General features: G+C 54.7%; 17 protein-coding genes. 3 read left to right on the forward strand and 14 right to left on the reverse strand.

The window, feature by feature from the left end; all coding sequences use genetic code 11:
- Positions 1-14 precede the first annotated feature (14 nt).
- The 11 genes from ACT3RW_RS15300 to ACT3RW_RS15350 all read right to left on the reverse strand — a co-directional run bounded on the left by ACT3RW_RS15300 (position 15) and on the right by ACT3RW_RS15350 (position 11197).
- Entirely contained in the window at positions 15-1283 is a 1269-nt protein-coding gene (locus ACT3RW_RS15300) for an MFS transporter (protein WP_262199192.1), read from the reverse strand.
- 4 nt (positions 1284-1287) lie between these two features.
- Positions 1288-2058 carry a CPBP family intramembrane glutamic endopeptidase gene (locus tag ACT3RW_RS15305; protein ID WP_131089345.1) on the reverse strand — a complete coding sequence of 257 codons (771 nt, stop codon included), beginning with the start codon at positions 2056-2058 and terminating at the stop codon, positions 1288-1290.
- A gap of 173 nt (positions 2059-2231) precedes the next feature.
- The gene (aqpZ, locus tag ACT3RW_RS15310; RefSeq protein ID WP_444614353.1) at positions 2232-2996 is read right to left on the reverse strand and encodes an aquaporin Z; all 765 of its coding nucleotides are present in this window, start codon (positions 2994-2996) and stop codon (positions 2232-2234) included.
- 209 nt (positions 2997-3205) lie between these two features.
- Positions 3206-4261 (reverse strand): FUSC family protein, encoded by a 1056-nt coding sequence (locus tag ACT3RW_RS15315; protein WP_444614354.1) that lies wholly within the window; start codon positions 4259-4261, stop codon positions 3206-3208.
- A gap of 172 nt (positions 4262-4433) precedes the next feature.
- The gene (locus ACT3RW_RS15320) at positions 4434-5354 is read right to left on the reverse strand and encodes a LysR family transcriptional regulator (RefSeq protein ID WP_444614355.1); all 921 of its coding nucleotides are present in this window, start codon (positions 5352-5354) and stop codon (positions 4434-4436) included.
- Between the two features lie 154 nt (positions 5355-5508).
- A complete protein-coding gene (locus ACT3RW_RS15325; protein ID WP_444614356.1) occupies positions 5509-7593 on the reverse strand; it encodes an ABC transporter ATP-binding protein in 2085 nt (694 codons plus the stop codon).
- Positions 7594-9327, reverse strand: coding sequence for an ABC transporter ATP-binding protein (locus ACT3RW_RS15330; protein ID WP_131089349.1), 1734 nt, complete (start codon positions 9325-9327; stop codon positions 7594-7596).
- A gap of 250 nt (positions 9328-9577) precedes the next feature.
- Positions 9578-10228 carry a 4a-hydroxytetrahydrobiopterin dehydratase gene (locus ACT3RW_RS15335; RefSeq protein ID WP_444614357.1) on the reverse strand — a complete coding sequence of 217 codons (651 nt, stop codon included), beginning with the start codon at positions 10226-10228 and terminating at the stop codon, positions 9578-9580.
- 144 nt (positions 10229-10372) lie between these two features.
- Complete coding sequence (locus tag ACT3RW_RS15340) at positions 10373-10633, reverse strand: hypothetical protein (RefSeq protein ID WP_444614358.1); 261 nt, start codon at positions 10631-10633, stop codon at positions 10373-10375.
- A gap of 103 nt (positions 10634-10736) precedes the next feature.
- Positions 10737-10895 carry a hypothetical protein gene (locus ACT3RW_RS15345; protein WP_165477307.1) on the reverse strand — a complete coding sequence of 53 codons (159 nt, stop codon included), beginning with the start codon at positions 10893-10895 and terminating at the stop codon, positions 10737-10739.
- A 35-nt stretch (positions 10896-10930) separates the two neighbouring features.
- The gene (locus tag ACT3RW_RS15350) at positions 10931-11197 is read right to left on the reverse strand and encodes a DUF7218 family protein (RefSeq protein WP_131089352.1); all 267 of its coding nucleotides are present in this window, start codon (positions 11195-11197) and stop codon (positions 10931-10933) included.
- A gap of 297 nt (positions 11198-11494) precedes the next feature.
- On the opposite strand from ACT3RW_RS15350, the gene ACT3RW_RS15355 reads away from it, so the two are divergent.
- Positions 11495-12385: an SDR family oxidoreductase gene (locus ACT3RW_RS15355; RefSeq protein WP_444614359.1), complete on the forward strand. Its 891-nt coding sequence runs from the start codon at positions 11495-11497 to the stop codon at positions 12383-12385.
- 28 nt (positions 12386-12413) lie between these two features.
- Here the strand turns inward: ACT3RW_RS15355 and ACT3RW_RS15360 are convergent, their stop codons facing one another.
- A complete protein-coding gene (locus tag ACT3RW_RS15360) occupies positions 12414-13514 on the reverse strand; it encodes a hypothetical protein (protein WP_444614360.1) in 1101 nt (366 codons plus the stop codon).
- A 245-nt stretch (positions 13515-13759) separates the two neighbouring features.
- On the opposite strand from ACT3RW_RS15360, the gene bcp reads away from it, so the two are divergent.
- Positions 13760-14236 carry a thioredoxin-dependent thiol peroxidase gene (gene bcp, locus ACT3RW_RS15365; RefSeq protein ID WP_444614361.1) on the forward strand — a complete coding sequence of 159 codons (477 nt, stop codon included), beginning with the start codon at positions 13760-13762 and terminating at the stop codon, positions 14234-14236.
- An 85-nt stretch (positions 14237-14321) separates the two neighbouring features.
- Here bcp and ACT3RW_RS15370 read toward each other — a convergent pair whose 3' ends face one another.
- Complete coding sequence (locus ACT3RW_RS15370; RefSeq protein ID WP_444614362.1) at positions 14322-15698, reverse strand: NAD-dependent succinate-semialdehyde dehydrogenase; 1377 nt, start codon at positions 15696-15698, stop codon at positions 14322-14324.
- A 170-nt stretch (positions 15699-15868) separates the two neighbouring features.
- The gene (locus ACT3RW_RS15375) at positions 15869-16342 is read right to left on the reverse strand and encodes a winged helix-turn-helix transcriptional regulator (protein WP_444614363.1); all 474 of its coding nucleotides are present in this window, start codon (positions 16340-16342) and stop codon (positions 15869-15871) included.
- 322 nt (positions 16343-16664) lie between these two features.
- Between ACT3RW_RS15375 and ACT3RW_RS15380 the strand changes: the two genes are divergently transcribed.
- A complete protein-coding gene (locus ACT3RW_RS15380; protein ID WP_444614364.1) occupies positions 16665-17186 on the forward strand; it encodes a PaaI family thioesterase in 522 nt (173 codons plus the stop codon).
- Positions 17187-17260 lie beyond the last annotated feature (74 nt).

Here is a 17260-nt window from a genome sequence, read left to right on the forward strand (position 1 = left end):
AGCACCGCTAGCTTTCACCATTCATGCCCAGCTGGCAAGACAATTCTTGGTAGTGCTCGTCCGCTGGGGATCGCTGAAAAACTAGGCCTTACCCAAGGATGGATCCCGCTTGGATAAGAAGGACGCCAGAAGCATGGCCAGCGCCTGCAGCGTGATGACGCTGAGGACAACGCTGCCCCAGCCCAAGTACATGAACGGAATACCGATGAGCCATCCGAGCACCGATGAACCAACGTAGTAGAACAGGTTGTACAGGCTGGATGCTTGGGCCCGAGCGTCCGCAGCCAAGACAGGAACCCAGCCGCTGGCCACCGCGTGCGCTGCAAAAATCCGGCGGTGAAGATCAACAGGCCGACAACAATCACGATGAGGTTTCCGGCCAGGGTCAAGGCTAGGCCGAGCGCGCTGAGCAGGATGCTCAGGCGAAGGGTATTACGCCGTCCTATTTTGGCCACCACTTTGCCACTGGCCACCGAGGTGTAGGTGCCAGAAAGGTAAGCCAAGAATACGAGAGCTGCCAGCGAGGATGGGATCAGATACGGTGGGGCTTCCAGGCGGAAAGCGAGGTAGTTGTATACGGCGACAAAGCCACCCATCAGCAAGAAGCCTTGGGCGTAAACCAAAGCCATTTTGCCGCGCAGTGCCCGCCCAAACTTCGCGGCGATGCCCTTGAGGTTTTGGCCTCGGATTGGGGCAAAACCTCGGGCCGGCGGGGCTTTGAGCAAGAAGAACAAAGTGGCCAATCCGGCCATAATGCTCACCGCTGCGATTCCCCAGCGCCATCCTGCGGGTTCGCCGATAAAGCTGGCTACCAGACGTCCGGCCAGCCCGCCCAGGGTGGTACCTGAAATGTACGTGCCGCTAGCTACTGCCACTGCTTTTGGATTAACCTCATCAACGAGGAAGGCCAACGCCGATCCGGGAACGCCGGCCAGGGCAAGCCCTTCAAAGAATCGAATGGCAACTAGGGTTTCAAAATTAGGTGACTGGGTGCTGAGCAAGCCAAGTAGAACCGACGCGATCAGCGCCGCGCAGATCACCTTGCGCCGGCCAATTCGATCCGAGATGATGGCCCACGGGGTGACCGCAAGCGCTAATCCCAGGGTGGCCGAAGAGACGGCCAAGGCAGCTTGAGATGAGCTGATCTGGAAGTAGTCGGAGATGACTGGAAGCAGTCCCTGCACCGCGTATAGCTGAGAGAAAGTGGCAACACCACTAGCAAATAATGCCAGCAGCATGCCACGATAGGCCGGGGTGCGTGGAACATGTCCGGTAAAAGACACTTCTTTAGACTCCTGCAGGAAGTAATGGGTAGATCAGATACACAACTAACAAAGCCACGGTGTTATTCAGCACGTGGAACATGTAGGAATAGGCCATCGACTTACCGCTGAGGATGTAAGCAAGGCCCATCATGATTCCGAGCATGAAGTACGGAACTACTTCTAGCCACGAACTAACGCCAGCTCCAACAAAGTGGATTCCGGCAAACAAGAGTGTGGAGATCAGTAAAGTGATCCAGACATTAAGCTTGCGAGAGAGCTTGCCGATGAGCAGATGACGGAAGAAGTATTCCTCAACAAAGGGGCCAAAGAACGCGGTGACAACCAACATCACCGGTAATGGGACGGTTCCGGCCATGCTTTCTAGGGCAGCCTGGTTTTCGCTGGTGACCGCTTGACCGGTAAGCCCTGCCACCAGCGCGTTGAGCATGATGGTCAGCAGCCAGCCACCGGGCAGCATCAGCCATTTTGCTAACGAGTGGTAACGCATAGTCTTGAAGGACTCGAAAAATTGCGGCCCACACTGGATCATGGCCAGCACAAAGAACGTGACATACAGGATCAGGTTGATCCCGAACAACGCCTGATCTTGGGTGTCGAAGGCATCCATATACCCAGGAATCAGGGCGATGAGGCTAGCGGCTCCCCCGATGAAGAAAATCAGGTAGGCCAAGACGGTGAACAGGTCGCCCTTGCTGAATTTTCCAGCGTTGAAGACACGTTGTTTGGGCCTGAGCGGTGCATACTGAGTCGGGTGTTCGGGCCACTGTTGCATGGTACAAGCCTACTGTCGTTAGCTATGGAATTCGTAAACTGTAGGCTGTCTGGCCTATGAATCGCTTCACGTAGAACTTGCAGACATGACAGACCCCGGAACTGGTGCTGTGTGCACAGCACTCATCCCGGGGTCGCTTCGAGCCACGGCCGTAGCCCTAGCTCAATGCAAAACTAGTTGCGGTCGAAACCTTCGCGACCCCTGTCCACAAATGCTGGGAACAAGATCTTGTAGGTTACGCCTGCGATGGCCGCACCAATAATTGGAGCGAGGATAAATAGCCACACCTGACCCAAGGCTTCTGGCCCGGCGAACCAAGCAACACCCAACGAACGCGCTGGGTTAACCGAAGTATTGGTGACCGGGATGGAAACCAAGTGGATCAACGTCAAAGATAGACCAATAGCAATTGGACCGAAGCCCTTTGGTGCACGCTCGTCGGTGGAACCCAGAATCACGTATAGGAAAATGGCGGTGAGCACGATTTCAGCAATCAATGCTGCTACCAGCGAATAGCCATCTGGTGAGCGATCGCCATAACCGTTGGAAGCAAATCCTGATTCAACCGCACTGAAGCCGTCTTTGCCTGAGGCAATCGCGAACAGCACGGCACCTGCTACCGAAGCGGCAACAATCTGCGTAACGATGTATGGTCCAACGTCCTTCCACGGGGTACGGCCGGCGAAGGCTGTTCCGAGGGTGACCGCTGGGTTGAAGTGTCCGCCTGAAATATGGCCGACCGCGTAGGCCATGACCAGCACGGTTAGACCGAAGGCCAGTGAAACACCGACAAATCCGATCCCCATGTTGACCGATTCATCCGCGATGACCTTTGCGGCGAAGATGGCCGAACCACAGCCACCGAAGACCAGCACAAATGTGCCCAAGAATTCTGCCGAGAGTTTTGCGCCCACAGTGGGCACGGCAATGTCTGACATCCGTTCTTTCCCTTTCCTCGATGAATAATGCGAGTTCACTGTCAGCTTATGTCCATCGAAGGACACCTGAATAGAGATTTCACCAATTATTCCGATGCATCTCGCGAAGTATTCTCTTGTCAGGTCGCTTGCCTGCAGTTTTGGGGTTGCTTGTGACAAACGCTGGAGGTAAAAGACAAATCCTCACTAGCGGTGGAACTAACCGACAGTTATGCGACTACAGGCCGGCGTTCAACTATGGCTGCCGCCAGAATACCGACCACAACGCCAAGGAGATTGCCCATGGCGCAGTCCCATAACATTTGGGATCCTGCCGACGGATTCGCTGCCTGGAGCATCAAGATGACCAGCGGGGTGAAAAAGCTGAGGGCAAGACCGTAGTTACGCACCATGTAGGCTTCAGTCGGGAACATCAGTCCGATAATCAGGCACCCGGTCGCGACTTCATTGGGCTGAAGATAGCTAATTCCCATCAACACCACGATGCCGGCTAGGGTTCCGGCGATGCGGTTGGCTCCTCGTTGCAGTCGACCTCGGGCGTTGCCGACGGCCAGAGGAACGGCCGCTCCAGCCAGTGTCCACTGAAGGTGCTCAACCTGGAGGAAAATCCCCAACGCCCCAGCTAGGAAAATAACTATCAGGTAGGTTCTGACCCTGCGCAGGATGCCTGGCCAATAAATATCGTGGACGGCTACTAACCGTTGCGCGGCGCGGTCGAAACGCGTCGCTTGGCCGAGCAAGACACTGAACAGCGCGGTGACCACAAACGCCATAAGTCCATCCACAGCGGGCAGGTCCTTCACCGGCAAGGTTCCCAAGGCGCCAAACGCGAAAAGCGGAAAGAAGGCGCCGCCTGGTTTGATCCCAAATCGATCGGCGACCAGCGAGCTGAAGGCAGCCCAAAACATTGCCCCGGCAAGCAACCGCCACCCATGTATTGCCATCGGGGCCACAACGATCCCGCAGATTCCGGCGCCGAGCATCAAAGCCATGGCAATCAGCTGGTTCTTCAGCCGTTGCCAACGATGCGGATCGCGCCCGTACATTCCGACAATTGACCCAAAGACCGCATAGGCAAGTAGATCCACCCGACCCATCAGCAACAGCAAACTGCCTGGGATACCCAAGCCGAGGCCTACGCGCAGGGCCGGACGGATCTCAGGGCTGTGCGCGATGAGGAAGAGTTGCCAGTCCACGAGTGAAGCCATCTTCGACTTGACCTTTGGAATGGCCGCAAAAACGTCGGCCGGTTTTCCCGCCGGCATCACGTAGACCTAGTCTGCACGGCACTTGGCCGCTTGTTTGAACTGACTTGTCGCACTGTACTGTCCCCGCATCTAGTTGCATGACCCGATTCGTTTCTGGGGCTCGGGTCTGCCTCTAGGATCAAGGATCAGACTTGATCAATTCCAACAATCACAATCAATGATTCAATAATCATTCATTATGATCACTAGTGGTTGACTTATCGCTCAACTCAAATGTGTCAAAAATAATCTCCTTTAACGCCTGCGTCATCAAAGTTAACGGTTTGTCATCGACCATGACCACAGAGATTTGAGAGGTGACTTGCGGATTGTCCAGCCGAGTTAGCTCGATTCCTGGAAGGGCGCCCAATGGAGGCAGCCATTGGCGAGGGACAATGCTGGCCCAATGCCCGGTCGACACATGCGCCAAGAGGGTCACTATCGAATCACATTCAATTCGTGGTGAAACCTCCAAAGAATGCTGGATGAGGGTCTGGTCCAAGACTTGGCGTCCGCGAAGAGAAGAATCGAGAAGACACAGCGGCATTTCCAATGCTGTCGCCCATGACTCAACAGCATCTTTCTTACGCATGCCCGACGCGGTGAGCAGCACATGCTCCTCTGCATACAGCGGGTACACCAGCAACCCGGCCACATCCTGTGGCTCTGCGTAGATCAGGCCCGCATCAAGCTCGTAGTTCCTGATCTGTCGGACAATCTCTTGTGAACGCAGACTCGCTTGAACATTGATGCGTGTCTCGGGATAGGCTCGCGCAAACTTGTCAGTGAGCATCGCGACCGTGGAAGAGGCAGCGGGAACAGCACCAATGCGCAGTGTGCCGTTCAGACCATGAAGATGATGAGAAACTTCCTGTTTCAGCGACTCATGGTCTTTTAAGAGTTTTCGCGCCCATTTGAGCACGGTCTGCCCTTCGGGGGTCAGGCTCTGGAAAGCGTGGTTCCGCCTAACCAATGGGACACCGAGTTCTTTCTCAAGTTTTCGGATCCCCTCCGATAAGGCCGGCTGGGACACAGCGCATTCTTCAGCGGCCCGGGCAAAATGCCCTTCATTGGCCAAAGCCACCAGATATTCCAGCTGTCTAAGCATCATGATCACATTGCATCATCATCGGGATGAGAAACGCTATTGATGACCTACTGGCGTGCCATACCAATCGGGTCTGGAGCGCTGTCAGATATAACAAAGGACCCAGATCTCTGACAGATTTTCTGTCAGAGATCTGGGTCCTAAAAGCGAAGAAAACCTACTCGGTTTCTTCCTTTGCTTCCGGCGCCAACTCAGCAGCCACCGGAGCACCGGCAGCTACCGCAGGAACGGCAGCGGTATCTGGATTTGCGTCCACATCCTCAGCCGGACCAGCAAACTGCGATTGGTACAACCGGTAGTACGCACCCTGCGTTTTCAGCAGATACTCGTGGTTGCCCTGCTCTACAATCTTTCCCGATTCCATCACCAAAATGGTGTCGGCGTCACGGATTGTTGACAGGCGGTGAGCAATCACAAAGCTAGTGCGGTCACTGCGCAAGGCGGCCATGGCCTGCTGCACCAGCAACTCGGTACGCGTATCCACCGAGCTGGTTGCCTCATCAAGGATCAGCAAGGATGGATTGGCCACAAACGCGCGCGCGATCGTGATCAGCTGCTTCTCGCCGGCCGAGACGTTGGTACCTTCTTCATCGATAATGGTGTCGTAGCCATCAGGCAGCGCACGCACAAATCGATCAACGAACGTTGCCTTGGCTGCCTCGATGACTTCCTCATCGGTAGCATCCAGACGTCCGTAGCGGATGTTCTCCATAATGCTTCCGCCAAACAGCCACGCATCCTGAAGCACCATGCCCACCTTGGAACGCAGATCTGCACGCGAGAGCTGGGTGATGTCATGGTTATCAACCAAGATCTTCCCGGAGTTCAGCTCGTAGAAGCGCATCACCAAGTTCACCAAGGTGGTCTTGCCGGCACCGGTTGGTCCGACAATGGCCACGGTGTGCCCAGGATCAGCGTCAAAGGACAGGTCCTCAATCAGTGGCCGCTCTGGGGCGTAGGAGAAGGAGACGTTCTGGAAGGAGACGTGACCGTCGGTGCGTTCAGGCAGTGCTACCTGCGCGTCTTCCGGATCTTGTTCCTCGGCATCCAACAGCTCAAAGGTACGCTCTGCCGAAGCCACACCGGACTGCAGCATATTTGCCATACCAGCGATCTGGCCCAGTGGCTGGGTGAACTCGCGCGAGTACTGGATGAATGCCGTGGCATCACCAAGGCTCATCGCACCCGAGGCTACGCGCAACCCGCCCACCACGGCGATGCCGACGTAGGACAGGTAGGACACGAAGTTCATCACTGGCATGATCATGCCTGAGACAAACTGTGCACCGAAGCTAGCTTTGTACAGCTCTTCGTTGCGGGTAGTGAAACGTGCAACCATGTCCTCTTCACGGCCGAAGACCTTCATAAGCTCATGTCCGGAGAAGGACTCTTCGATCTGGCCGTTCAGTGCACCGGTGTTTTTCCACTGGGCAGTGAACAGCTTCTGTGCCTTGGAACCAATGAAGCCTGCGGCCACACCGGATAGTGGCAGCGCCACCAAAGCGATCAACGCCATCTGCCAAGAGACCACAAACATCATGATGACAATGCCAATAACCGTCATGATGGACTGCACCAACTGGCTCAATGCCTGCTGCAATGCGTTCTGAATGTTGTCCACGTCGTTGGTCACGCGAGAGAGAATGTCTCCGCGCTGGCGGGTATCAAAGTAGTTCAGTGGCAGACGGTTGATCTTGTCTTCAACATCCTTACGCAGGTTGTAAACCACGCGCATGACCAGTTTGTTCAGCAACCAACCTGAAGCCCAAGAGAAGACTGAGGCCACGAAGTACATGGACAGCACAATCAGGATGAACTGCGAGAGCTGAGTGAAGTCGATGCCCTGACCGGGGACAAAATTCACCTTAGACAGCATGTCAGCTTGGGTGTCCTGACCGGAGTCACGCAATTGCTGAACAATGACGTCGGCAGGAGTTCCGGCAGGAAGATTCTTGCCGATCAGACCAGCAAAGATCACGTCCATGGCTTTACCCAGAACGCGAGGGGCAATCACCGAAAGCACTACGTACACGGTGATCAGTGCAAAGACGAGAACCATGCCCCACTTATAGGGGGACATCAGTCCTACCAGGCGTTTGGCCGATGGCCAGAAGCGCTCAGCTTTACGCGCTGGAGCACCACCGCTCCAGTCGTCTGCACCGGCGGCGACTTCAAATTCATCAATTGCGGCGAGCTCGCTATCAAGTTGCTCTGGTTCCACATTTTTCTGTTTTTTCGCCACTTAGGCCACCTCCTCCACGCTCAGCTGGGATGTCACAATTTCTTGGTAGGTTTCCGAGGATTCCAAGAGTTCTTCATGGGTTCCTCGGGCCACAATTTCTCCGTGATCCAAGACGAGGATTTGATCCGCCTCAGTAATGGTGGAGACTCGCTGGGCCACAATGATGACCGCTGCTTCCTTGGTTGGTTCAGCCAAGGCCGCGCGAAGCTTGGCGTCGGTGTTCACGTCCAAAGCAGAGAAGGAATCATCAAAGAGGTAGGTGTTTGGCTTGGCAGCCAAGGCACGGGCAATGCATAGTCGCTGACGCTGACCGCCAGAGACGTTGGTACCGCCCTGAGCGATGGTGGATTCCAACTGGCCATCACGTTCAGCAACAAAATCTGCTGACTGCGCGATTCTCAAGGCTTCCCAGAGCTGCTCATCGCTCGCGTCCTGAGCACCAAAGCGCAGGTTGCTGGCAATGGTTCCGGAGAACAGGTAGGGGCGCTGTGGCACAGAGGAAATATTCTGCGAAATTGCCTCTCGGCCCAGTTCCGTCAGTGGCGCACCACCGATGAGGATCTCACCTTCGGTAGCGTCGTAGAGCCTAGGAATCAGGTTCAACAAGGTAGTTTTGCCAGCGCCGGTAGACCCGATAATTGCGGTGGTCTGTCCAGGCTTGGCAGTGAAGGAAACGTTGGACAGCACCGGGGCTTCTGCACCCGGGTAGCCAAAACTCACGTTTTTGAATTCAACGGTGCCCGGTTCTGGAAGAGCCACTTCGCGATCTTCCGCGTCCTTCATCGATGGCTCGCTATCTAGGACCTCAGAAATACGGTCAGCTGAAACCATGGCGCGTGGAATCATCATGGCCATGAAGGTGCCCATCATGACGGCCATCAGGATCTGCAGCATGTACTGCAAGAAGGCGGTCAGCGCGCCAACTTCCACCTGGCCGTTATCTACACGGTGACCACCGAACCACAGCACTGCTGCGGTGGAAAGGTGAAGGATCATGGTGATGGCTGGGAACATCAGCACAAACAGGTTACCGACCTTCACACCAAGGTTGGTCAGCTTCTGGTTGGCGTCAGCATACCGTTCGGTTTCGTGCTCTTCACGGACAAAGGCGCGAACAACACGGATACCGGTGATCTGCTCGCGCAGTACCCCGTTGATCCCATCGATTCGTACCTGCATGTCACGGAACAGCGGCATCAGTTTAATGACCAGCAGGCCAACAACGATCAGTACCATTGGCACCGAAACCCAGACCAGCCATGACAATCCGGGATCTTCGCGGATAGCCATGACGACGCCACCAATGGACATGATTGGTGCGTTGATCATGAAGTTTAATGCCATCAAGGTCAGCATTTGGATTTGCTGCACGTCGTTGGTGCCACGGGTGATCAGGGTGGCGGCACCAAACTTGTTGACGTCCTGAGCCGAGAAGGTGGAGACCTTTTCAAAAACAGACTGTCGAATGTCACGGCCAACGCTCATGGCGGTTTTGGCTCCGAAGTACACGGCAGCCACAGCGGTGACTACCTGAACGAGAGCAACAATGAGCATCAGTCCGCCGGTACGCCAGATGTAGTCAATATCTGCGGACTGCACGCCTACGTCAATGATTTTGGCGTTCAGGCTAGGGAGATAGAGAGTGGCCATGGTGGTCGCCAACTGCAAAATGATTACGGCAATAATCCAGCCTGTATAAGGCTTGGAGTGTTTCAAGATGAGCTTGAGAAGCATGTGGAAAATCCTCGCTGACATCAGGGTCTCCGGCACCGGGCCACTTCGGTTTAAGGGCGCGATGATTGAAGAGCGATTGCCAGTCTAACCCGGTGCACCGACAAGTAGAATCATCCTTGCGATTGATTTTTGTCAATCGCTATCTTGTCACTCAAAAGACCGCATGATCTCAGGGTCTGGTGGTGCCGATCATAGGCGCTAATCAAGCACCTGATCTTGCTTCTCTAACTATTTATGGCACCCTAGTTAGTTACCGGTCCTTCTCCGTGCAGATGCAGAATCTGTTGTTCTGAGCATCGGTGACCACTACAAAGCTGGGCGCACTTTCGTGATCAAGTTTGGCTCCGGTTTGTTGCAGTTCATCAAGCACCGGCTGGCTCTCGGAATGGGCGCGCCAGACATCTAGGTGCAGACGGTTATCGTTCGGCGTTTGGGTCTCCTGGAACCAGATGGCTGGCAGTCGATGATTAGGGTCGGCCAAGCTGCCATCGCCCTTCTCTTTATATCCAAGACCGGCAGCCCACTGAGCACTAATCTCATTCACGTCTGCAGTGTCTACCGCGATCTCCACAACACCAATCAGGTCGGTTCGTGCGGTGGCTCCCAAGGCTGCAGCGCGCTCAGAGATTTTGCTCGCCAAGGCGATATCACGGGTGGTGACTTGTGAGCCAACATCATGGGATGTTGTGGTGACAAAAAGAATGTTGTATCGCCAGTCGACGTCCGGATGATGATTATCTAGCTCCGCTGCGCTGGCAATATCTGCAAACAGCTCAATGGCTGCAGCTGCAGTCTTGGTTTGAAAAACTGCGGCGATAGCTCCGGGAACTAATCGCCATTCGGGCAGCTCCTCAAGATATTGATTTACCTGTTGCCTATCAAGAATGTCGTTGTCACTCATGGTTATCCTTTCCGTGACAAATAGCTGGAAGTTAGAAAGCTGATCCGCCACTGCACTAGCGGCGGATCAGCTTGGCATTCCAGAACGCTATGTTCTGGGAGCTACCTACGTACGAAACTACCTATCCCCTACCGCCAGAGAGGGTTACCGCTCGTCTTGTCTGTACTGTGCCTCATCTGGAGCGTCCAGCTCGGGATCCACTCCGGTGATTGGTTCGGCGTGATCAGGGGTGACCGGTTCTGCGTCGGTCTCGGAGTATTCGGTGAGCTCTACGCCGTCCTCAGGGACATGCTCGTCATCTGGCTCCCCGGCTGGCCAGGTATTCTCAACCAAGTTCTTGTCTGGGTCTTTCAACGTTTCTTTAGCACTGCCGAACAAATCTTTTACCTTATCCAAAAATCCCATGATCTTTCTCCATTTCTGTGGGGCGTGCAGATCATCTATTTCAATGCCACAAGTGGCAGCTGTGGTCGGTGTTTTCGGTGCTTACTTGCCAGAACCGTAGTGGCTATCCGGCATCAAACCGATCATCGTCGGTTGAGGTTGCTGATTCTGCGTTGTCGCTTTGCACTTCGCCACGACGTACAACGCGCTCGTCGCCGGGTTCTACAGATTCATCAATTTCTGCCGTGCGTGCTGGTTCTTCTGGATTCTTGCGGTCACCCATCACGATCTCCTGATCTGTCTGACTAGATTCGAGAATTAGGAATTGCGTAGAGCTTTGATCAATTCACTCTTGACCATTTTGGAACGACCCTTGATGCCAATCTCACCGGCCCGCTTGCGAAGTTCGGCAACGCTCCAGTCATCATAGTCGCCAGCTTCTCCACCTCGCTTACCTACCGCGGAACGTCCGTCGCGAGCTGCGGCATTAGCGATTCGTGCTGACTTCTGTTTGGAGTTGCCCTCTTCGCGCAGTTCTTCATAGAGTTCTTCGTCTTTGATAGGGCTTTGTGCTTTCCCTGCCATCTTGAACCTCCAATGCTGCCGATACCAACAAGTTCCCTGCGCAACCCACGCTAGCTAAGTGAGCGATCAGATGAAAGGGGTAAAGCGTGGTTTTGTATAAGGACTCAGAATTGAGCACTAACACATTGAATTTCTTGGTGCCTGACGCTGAATTTGAACCGGACGCATACTGGCCATTGCCTACAAAAACAGCAGTGGAGCTGTCACTATGCACCTATTAAGCCAAGACTGGGCATTGTTCGAAGATGCCTTGGGGCAAACTCCGGGCATCATCCACCAGCTGAAGGAGGACTTCTCATGACAGATCCAGCAGCAGATACTCAGCGGGCAGGTAAAGAACGCATCAGCCCACCTGAACAGCGCCAGCCTGAACCAGGACTTGATAGCAAGATGCAGCCCAAGGCAGATCACGGCGAGCACAGCTACAAGGGCCATGACCGGTTAAAAGGTAAGCGTGCTTTGATCACCGGTGGTGACTCAGGAATTGGGGCAGCGGTAGCCATCGCTTTTGCCCGAGAAGGTGCCGACGTTGCGCTGGCTTATCTTCCGGCTGAAACCTCTGATGCCCTCACCGTGGCACAAGTACTAGAAGACGCTGGGGTGGAAGTTAAGCATCTGCCCGGAGACTTACGGAACAGAAGCTACCGGGATTCATTGGTAGATGAAGCCGCCACCGCTTTGGGTGGCTTAGATATCTTGGTAAATAACGCCGGTAAGCAGATCAGCGTTGAGTCCCTGCAGGATCTCAGTGATGAACAGGTCGAGGCGACTTTTGACGTGAATATCTTTGCGATGTTTGCACTGTCGCGTGCCGCGCTGAAGGTCATCGGCGAAGGAGGCTCCATTATCAACACCACCTCCATCCAGGCTTTTGACCCTTCGGATCATTTGATGGATTACGCGGCCACCAAGGGTGCCATCAGTAATTTCACCAAGTCCTTGGCTTCACAAGCTGCCAAACAGGGGGTGCGGGTGAACGCTGTGGCACCGGGTCCAATTTGGACTCCGCTGCAGCCAAGTGATGGTCAGCCCATCGAGGCCCTGCCCGAATTCGGGCACGATACCTGGTTGGGCAGGGCTGGACAGCCGGTGGAAGTGTCGCCGGCGTATGTATTCCTTGCCAGTGATGAGGCCTCCTACGTGGTGGGTTCCACCGTGCATGTTAACGGTGGCAAGAACCAGCCATAGATAGTGCCTTTCGAGGACTCCGTCGCACTTAGGCGGAGTCCTCGTTTGTGCCATCTACACTGAAGTCCATATTGCGGCGCTCATATTCGCGCTGACTGAAGGTAGCCCGCTGCACTCGTGCCACGTCATCAAAGCTGGAGCCGACCGCACCACCCATCAAACCCAATGAGGAAGCTAGCCAGGCTAGGTTGAAGTATTCGGCCAGCCCCACTTGATGGGCCAGTTCCGAGGCGAGGTATTCCTGATCAATGACAATCAGCGAACCAAGGAATAGCGCCAAGAAAAGCAGTATGTACATGGTGAAGGCAGCAATGGATACAGTGAGCAACGTAGCCAGGTTGTAGACCACGAGCTTTTCTCGTCGGCGGCTACCCTGAGGGCTCTCCCATAATCGGTTATGCAGTACCAGCCAGATGGTCAGCACCAGAATGCTGAAGACTGTAATCAGTGTCAGTCGAGGCGAGGACGAGTAGTCAGCCATGGACCAGATGCTCGTGTAGAACACACCAAAGGCACCGGTAGCTACGGCACCGGCCATTGCCGAAGACAACCTTGGCACTAACCGCCAAGGACGGTTGCTACGTACCATGCCACCAATGAGCAAGATCCTGCCACGTAGTCCTTCGATACTGGAGACTCGATCCTGGGACTCATCCCCGTCAGCAAGACTGCCTTGAATGCTCATCGCCTTGGCCAGCTGTGACCCATGACGGTTGGGCTCTTGACCAGTGGCGAGTTCATGGACTAGCTCTGCTAGTTGATTTGCCAAGACACTGATCCGTGCAAAACCCATAGTGGGCACACTGAGCACCGCAGAGGAGTCATTGGGACTGATCGCTGAACGCACCGGGCGTTCTTGCACATAGTGCGGTACGTCGGTGAGGTAGATAATGAAATTCCAGCCGTGCTTTTCACGTAGTTCAGGGACTTTTTCATTCAAAGCCACTCGCCCGCTCTCACCCAGCGGCAAGGTATAGGTATCAGTATTAACTTGCCAGTGGTAGTCACTGTCATAACCGTTGTTGAGCTTAATTTCTAAGCGCTTGGAGACACGGTTTGATAGGGCCCGGGCAATGTCTGGGTCCGCGATTAGCCCTACTGTGCGTATCGATGTCATGTTCTCAGTCATCGAGCTCCCATCCGTCCTAGAATGATCAATTGATCGCCCATTCCTGCCGATTCAGTGGAACACTTCTATCAACAGAATGTCGCCAACTGCTCGTGATTGGCAGGTAGCGCGGAGGTTTACGCAGTGCAATGCCAAGGTATCGCCTTGCTCTTGAACATAAAAACTATTCAAGCACTCCCCTCTAGCCTCGGACAGCAACAAGCCATAGGATGAAAACCAAATATCACAATCCGAAAGTTGGGATCATGTCAGAGCAATCCACCGCACTTTCCGTTGGACAGCAAGCACCAGCCTTTTCGCTGCGTAACGCCGAAGGTGAGACCGTATCGCTTTCGGACTACGCGGGGCAGAACGTCATCGTGTACTTCTACCCGAAAGCAGCCACCCCTGGCTGCACCACCGAAGCCTGCGACTTCCGTGACAACCTGAATTCTCTACGTAGCTCCGGCTATGCAGTACTGGGCATTTCACCAGACGAGCCAGAAACCTTGGCTAGTTTCTCCAGCGATGAATCATTGAATTTCCCGTTGCTCTCAGACCCAGGAAATGAAGTGGCCAAGGCCTACGGTTCTTATGGCACCAAGACGTTTGGTGAAAAGACATCGGTTGGCACCTTGCGCTCCACCGCGGTGGTTGATCCGGAAGGCAAGATTTCGCAGATTGAATACGGTGTGGACGCCAAGGGCCACGTAGCCCGACTGCGCGAAGTCTTGGGCATCTAACGACTAACCGCAAATAAGTGCAACGATGGCCCGGTCTGCAGGAAGATTTTCCTGTAGACCGGGCCATTGCTTATTGACGCTGAGTTTAGCGGCCGGCGATCTTCACCAGCTTGCGGTTGATAAATTCATCCATGCCAAACTTGCCCAGTTCACGGCCGATGCCAGAACGCTTCACGCCACCAAATGGCAGTTCAGGTGAGGTGGAGGATGGTTCATTGATGGCGACCATGCCACTGCTCAGCTGGGTGGCAATACGTTGTGCGCGCTCGGCGTCCTGCGTATGTATGGAGGCTCCCAATCCGTAGTCCGAATTATTTGCCAGTTCTACGGCTTGTTCCTCGCCGTCAACCTTGTACAGGACGGCGACTGGGCCAAAGAGCTCTTCGGAGAAGGCACGCATTTTCTCGGTGACACCAGCTAATACCGTTGGTTCATAGAAAGCGCCCGGACCATCAATTGGCTTGCCGCCGGTCAGTACCGTTGCTCCCTTATCGATGGCATCCTGTACCTGCTCAGCTAATCCGTCGCGAGCTGCCACCGAGGAAAGTGGGCCCACGAAGTTTTCTTCCACCGTTGGGTCTCCGACCTTGATGCCGGCAACCTGCTCAACCAGTGCAGAAGAGAAGTCTTCATACACTGAGGAATCCACGATGAATCGCTTGGCCGCGTTGCAGGCCTGACCGGTATTGCCATAACGTGCGCGCAGTCCTAGCTTGGCGGTGCGAGCGATATCAGCATCGTCAAAGACTAAGAATGGATCAGAGCCGCCCAGCTCCAGTACAACCTTCTTCAGGTTGCGTCCGGCAATCTCGGCCACGGCCGAACCTGCACGCTCGGAACCGGTCAGCGAAACACCCTGGACCCGGCGGTCAGCAATGATGTCAGCAACCTGATCATTGGTGGCATAGATATTCACGTAGGCACCTTCTGGGGCACCAGCCTCGCGGAAGATCTCTTCCATGGCGGCAGCCGATTCAGGGCACTGCGGTGCGTGCTTGAGCAGAACCGTGTTGCCGTTCATCAGGTTTGGAGCCCCAAAGCGGGCCACCTGGTAGTAAGGGAAGTTCCACGGCATGATACCCAGCAGCACACCCACGGATTCCTTGCGCACCAGGGCTCGACCGCCCGAAGCGATTTCCAGCTCTTCGTCTTCTAGGAACTTGGGACCGTTCTTGGCATAGTAGCGGTAGATGGCCACCACAATGCTAATTTCACCGAGTGACTGCTTGATCGGTTTACCCATTTCGCGGGTGATGATCGCTGCCAGTTCATCAGCACGCGATTCATAGATGTCTGCAACACGATTGAGTAGCGTTACACGCTCATCCAAGGAAGAAGTCGACCAGCCGCGGTAAGCCTGATGAGCAGTGGTCATCGCCTGCTGGATCTGTTCGTCGGTTGCGGTGGGGAATTCTGCTTCCACCTCTCCGGTGGCTGGGTTGGTCACTGCGTAGGTGCTCATTAGTTGCTCCTGATCATGTAGCAGGTGTGTTGGTGGCGGCCGAGCCACTGGCTTGGTTCAGCGATGCCGCTTGCATTCCACACTTTCACGTCCGGCACGTCTTCGACAGTCCAGCAGTGCAACTATCGGCAAATGTTCATGGCCAGCGAACAGCGTGCCAAGGACCAGCCTTAGTCTCCGGTGTCGGATCCCCGAAAAAACTGCACACTTGTTGCGTGTTCGATTACTCCAGCCGAACTGACTAGACGTGCATACACCCGATCGTGGGTATCGATGGTCATGGGAAGTACCGCCGGTTCTTGCTCCACGGGCAGGAAATCTTCACCCCATTGCTGTAGCGCAACAAGTACCACCTTGAGTTTTTCGCCCGCATCTGTCAGTTCATAGGCATCCCGCGTGCGCTGCCCCGGTTCCTTATAGGCCACTCGCATCATGACCCCATAATGGATGAGGGAATTGAGCCTTGCGGTGAGCACATCACTGGCAATCCCCAACGAATCACGAAACTGCGCAAATGTACGATTGCCACGATAAGCCTCGCGCAACAGCAAGAAGCTCCACGGATCGCTGAGCACGCCCAAGCTACGGGCAATACCGCACCGACCGCCCATTGCACCTGTTAATTCTTGAGAAATTCTAGGCATGATTTCATCCTATTCCTCGTCTTCTGGCGAAGTTCTATGGCTACTTCTGATCAGAAGAGAATCTTTGCTCCGGAATGTGAACCTGAAATGCCGGCATGGCGTTGGCTCCATTCTTGTGTTAACTCAAAACGCAACGTTCGAGGCTGGGTTGCTATAACCAACTTAGCATTCGTATGCTACGTACATCACACTCGAGTCAGTCTTTGAGCCAACGCTTATTTCGTCGTCTCCCAGTACAGCGGAGTACGCACCTTTGTTGGCTTGCCCCGCCGCTTATCCCCGCTGAGCTTTCCCGCTCAGAAAGTCATTTGGAAGGTCACCAATGAATTCTCAAGCATCGGAACCAGTCAAGCAATCGCGCACCATTGAATATTTCCTGCCGGAAGAGGACAAGGCCAAGCTCTTCGCACTGACCGGACTGAAGCAACTTCAATCAATGGTCGAGGGGCGTACCCCACCCCCACCAATCAGCAGTCATATCGGGCTGGAGATCGTCTCGTTAGCCGACGGCGACGTAGTGATGAGTGCGCTGCCAGATCAGTCTCATTACAACCCAATTGGCTCGGTGCATGGCGGGTTTTTTGCAACGGTTCTTGATTCGGTGGCGGGCTGTGCGGTGCATAGCACCCTGCCTGCCGGTGTCGGCTACACAAGTCTCGAACTCAAGGTGTCATTCCTTAGACCAATCACTGCTAGCACCGGTTTGGTGACAGCGCACGGTTGGGTGACCCGTCGAGGGCGTAGCGCCACTTTTGCCGAAGCTGATATTCGTGACGCAGATGGCCGGGTCCTCGCAACCGCTTCGACAACCTGCCTTGTGATTCAGTCAAAGTCTCAATCGTGACTCACCTAGGGGAAGTTGAACAAGCACTGCCCTGACGGCCCCGACGTGGTGGACGCCTGGGTAAACGTGGAGCC

The sequence above is a fragment of the Glutamicibacter sp. AOP5-A2-18 genome, from assembly GCF_052446055.1.
Classification (GTDB): domain Bacteria; phylum Actinomycetota; class Actinomycetes; order Actinomycetales; family Micrococcaceae; genus Glutamicibacter.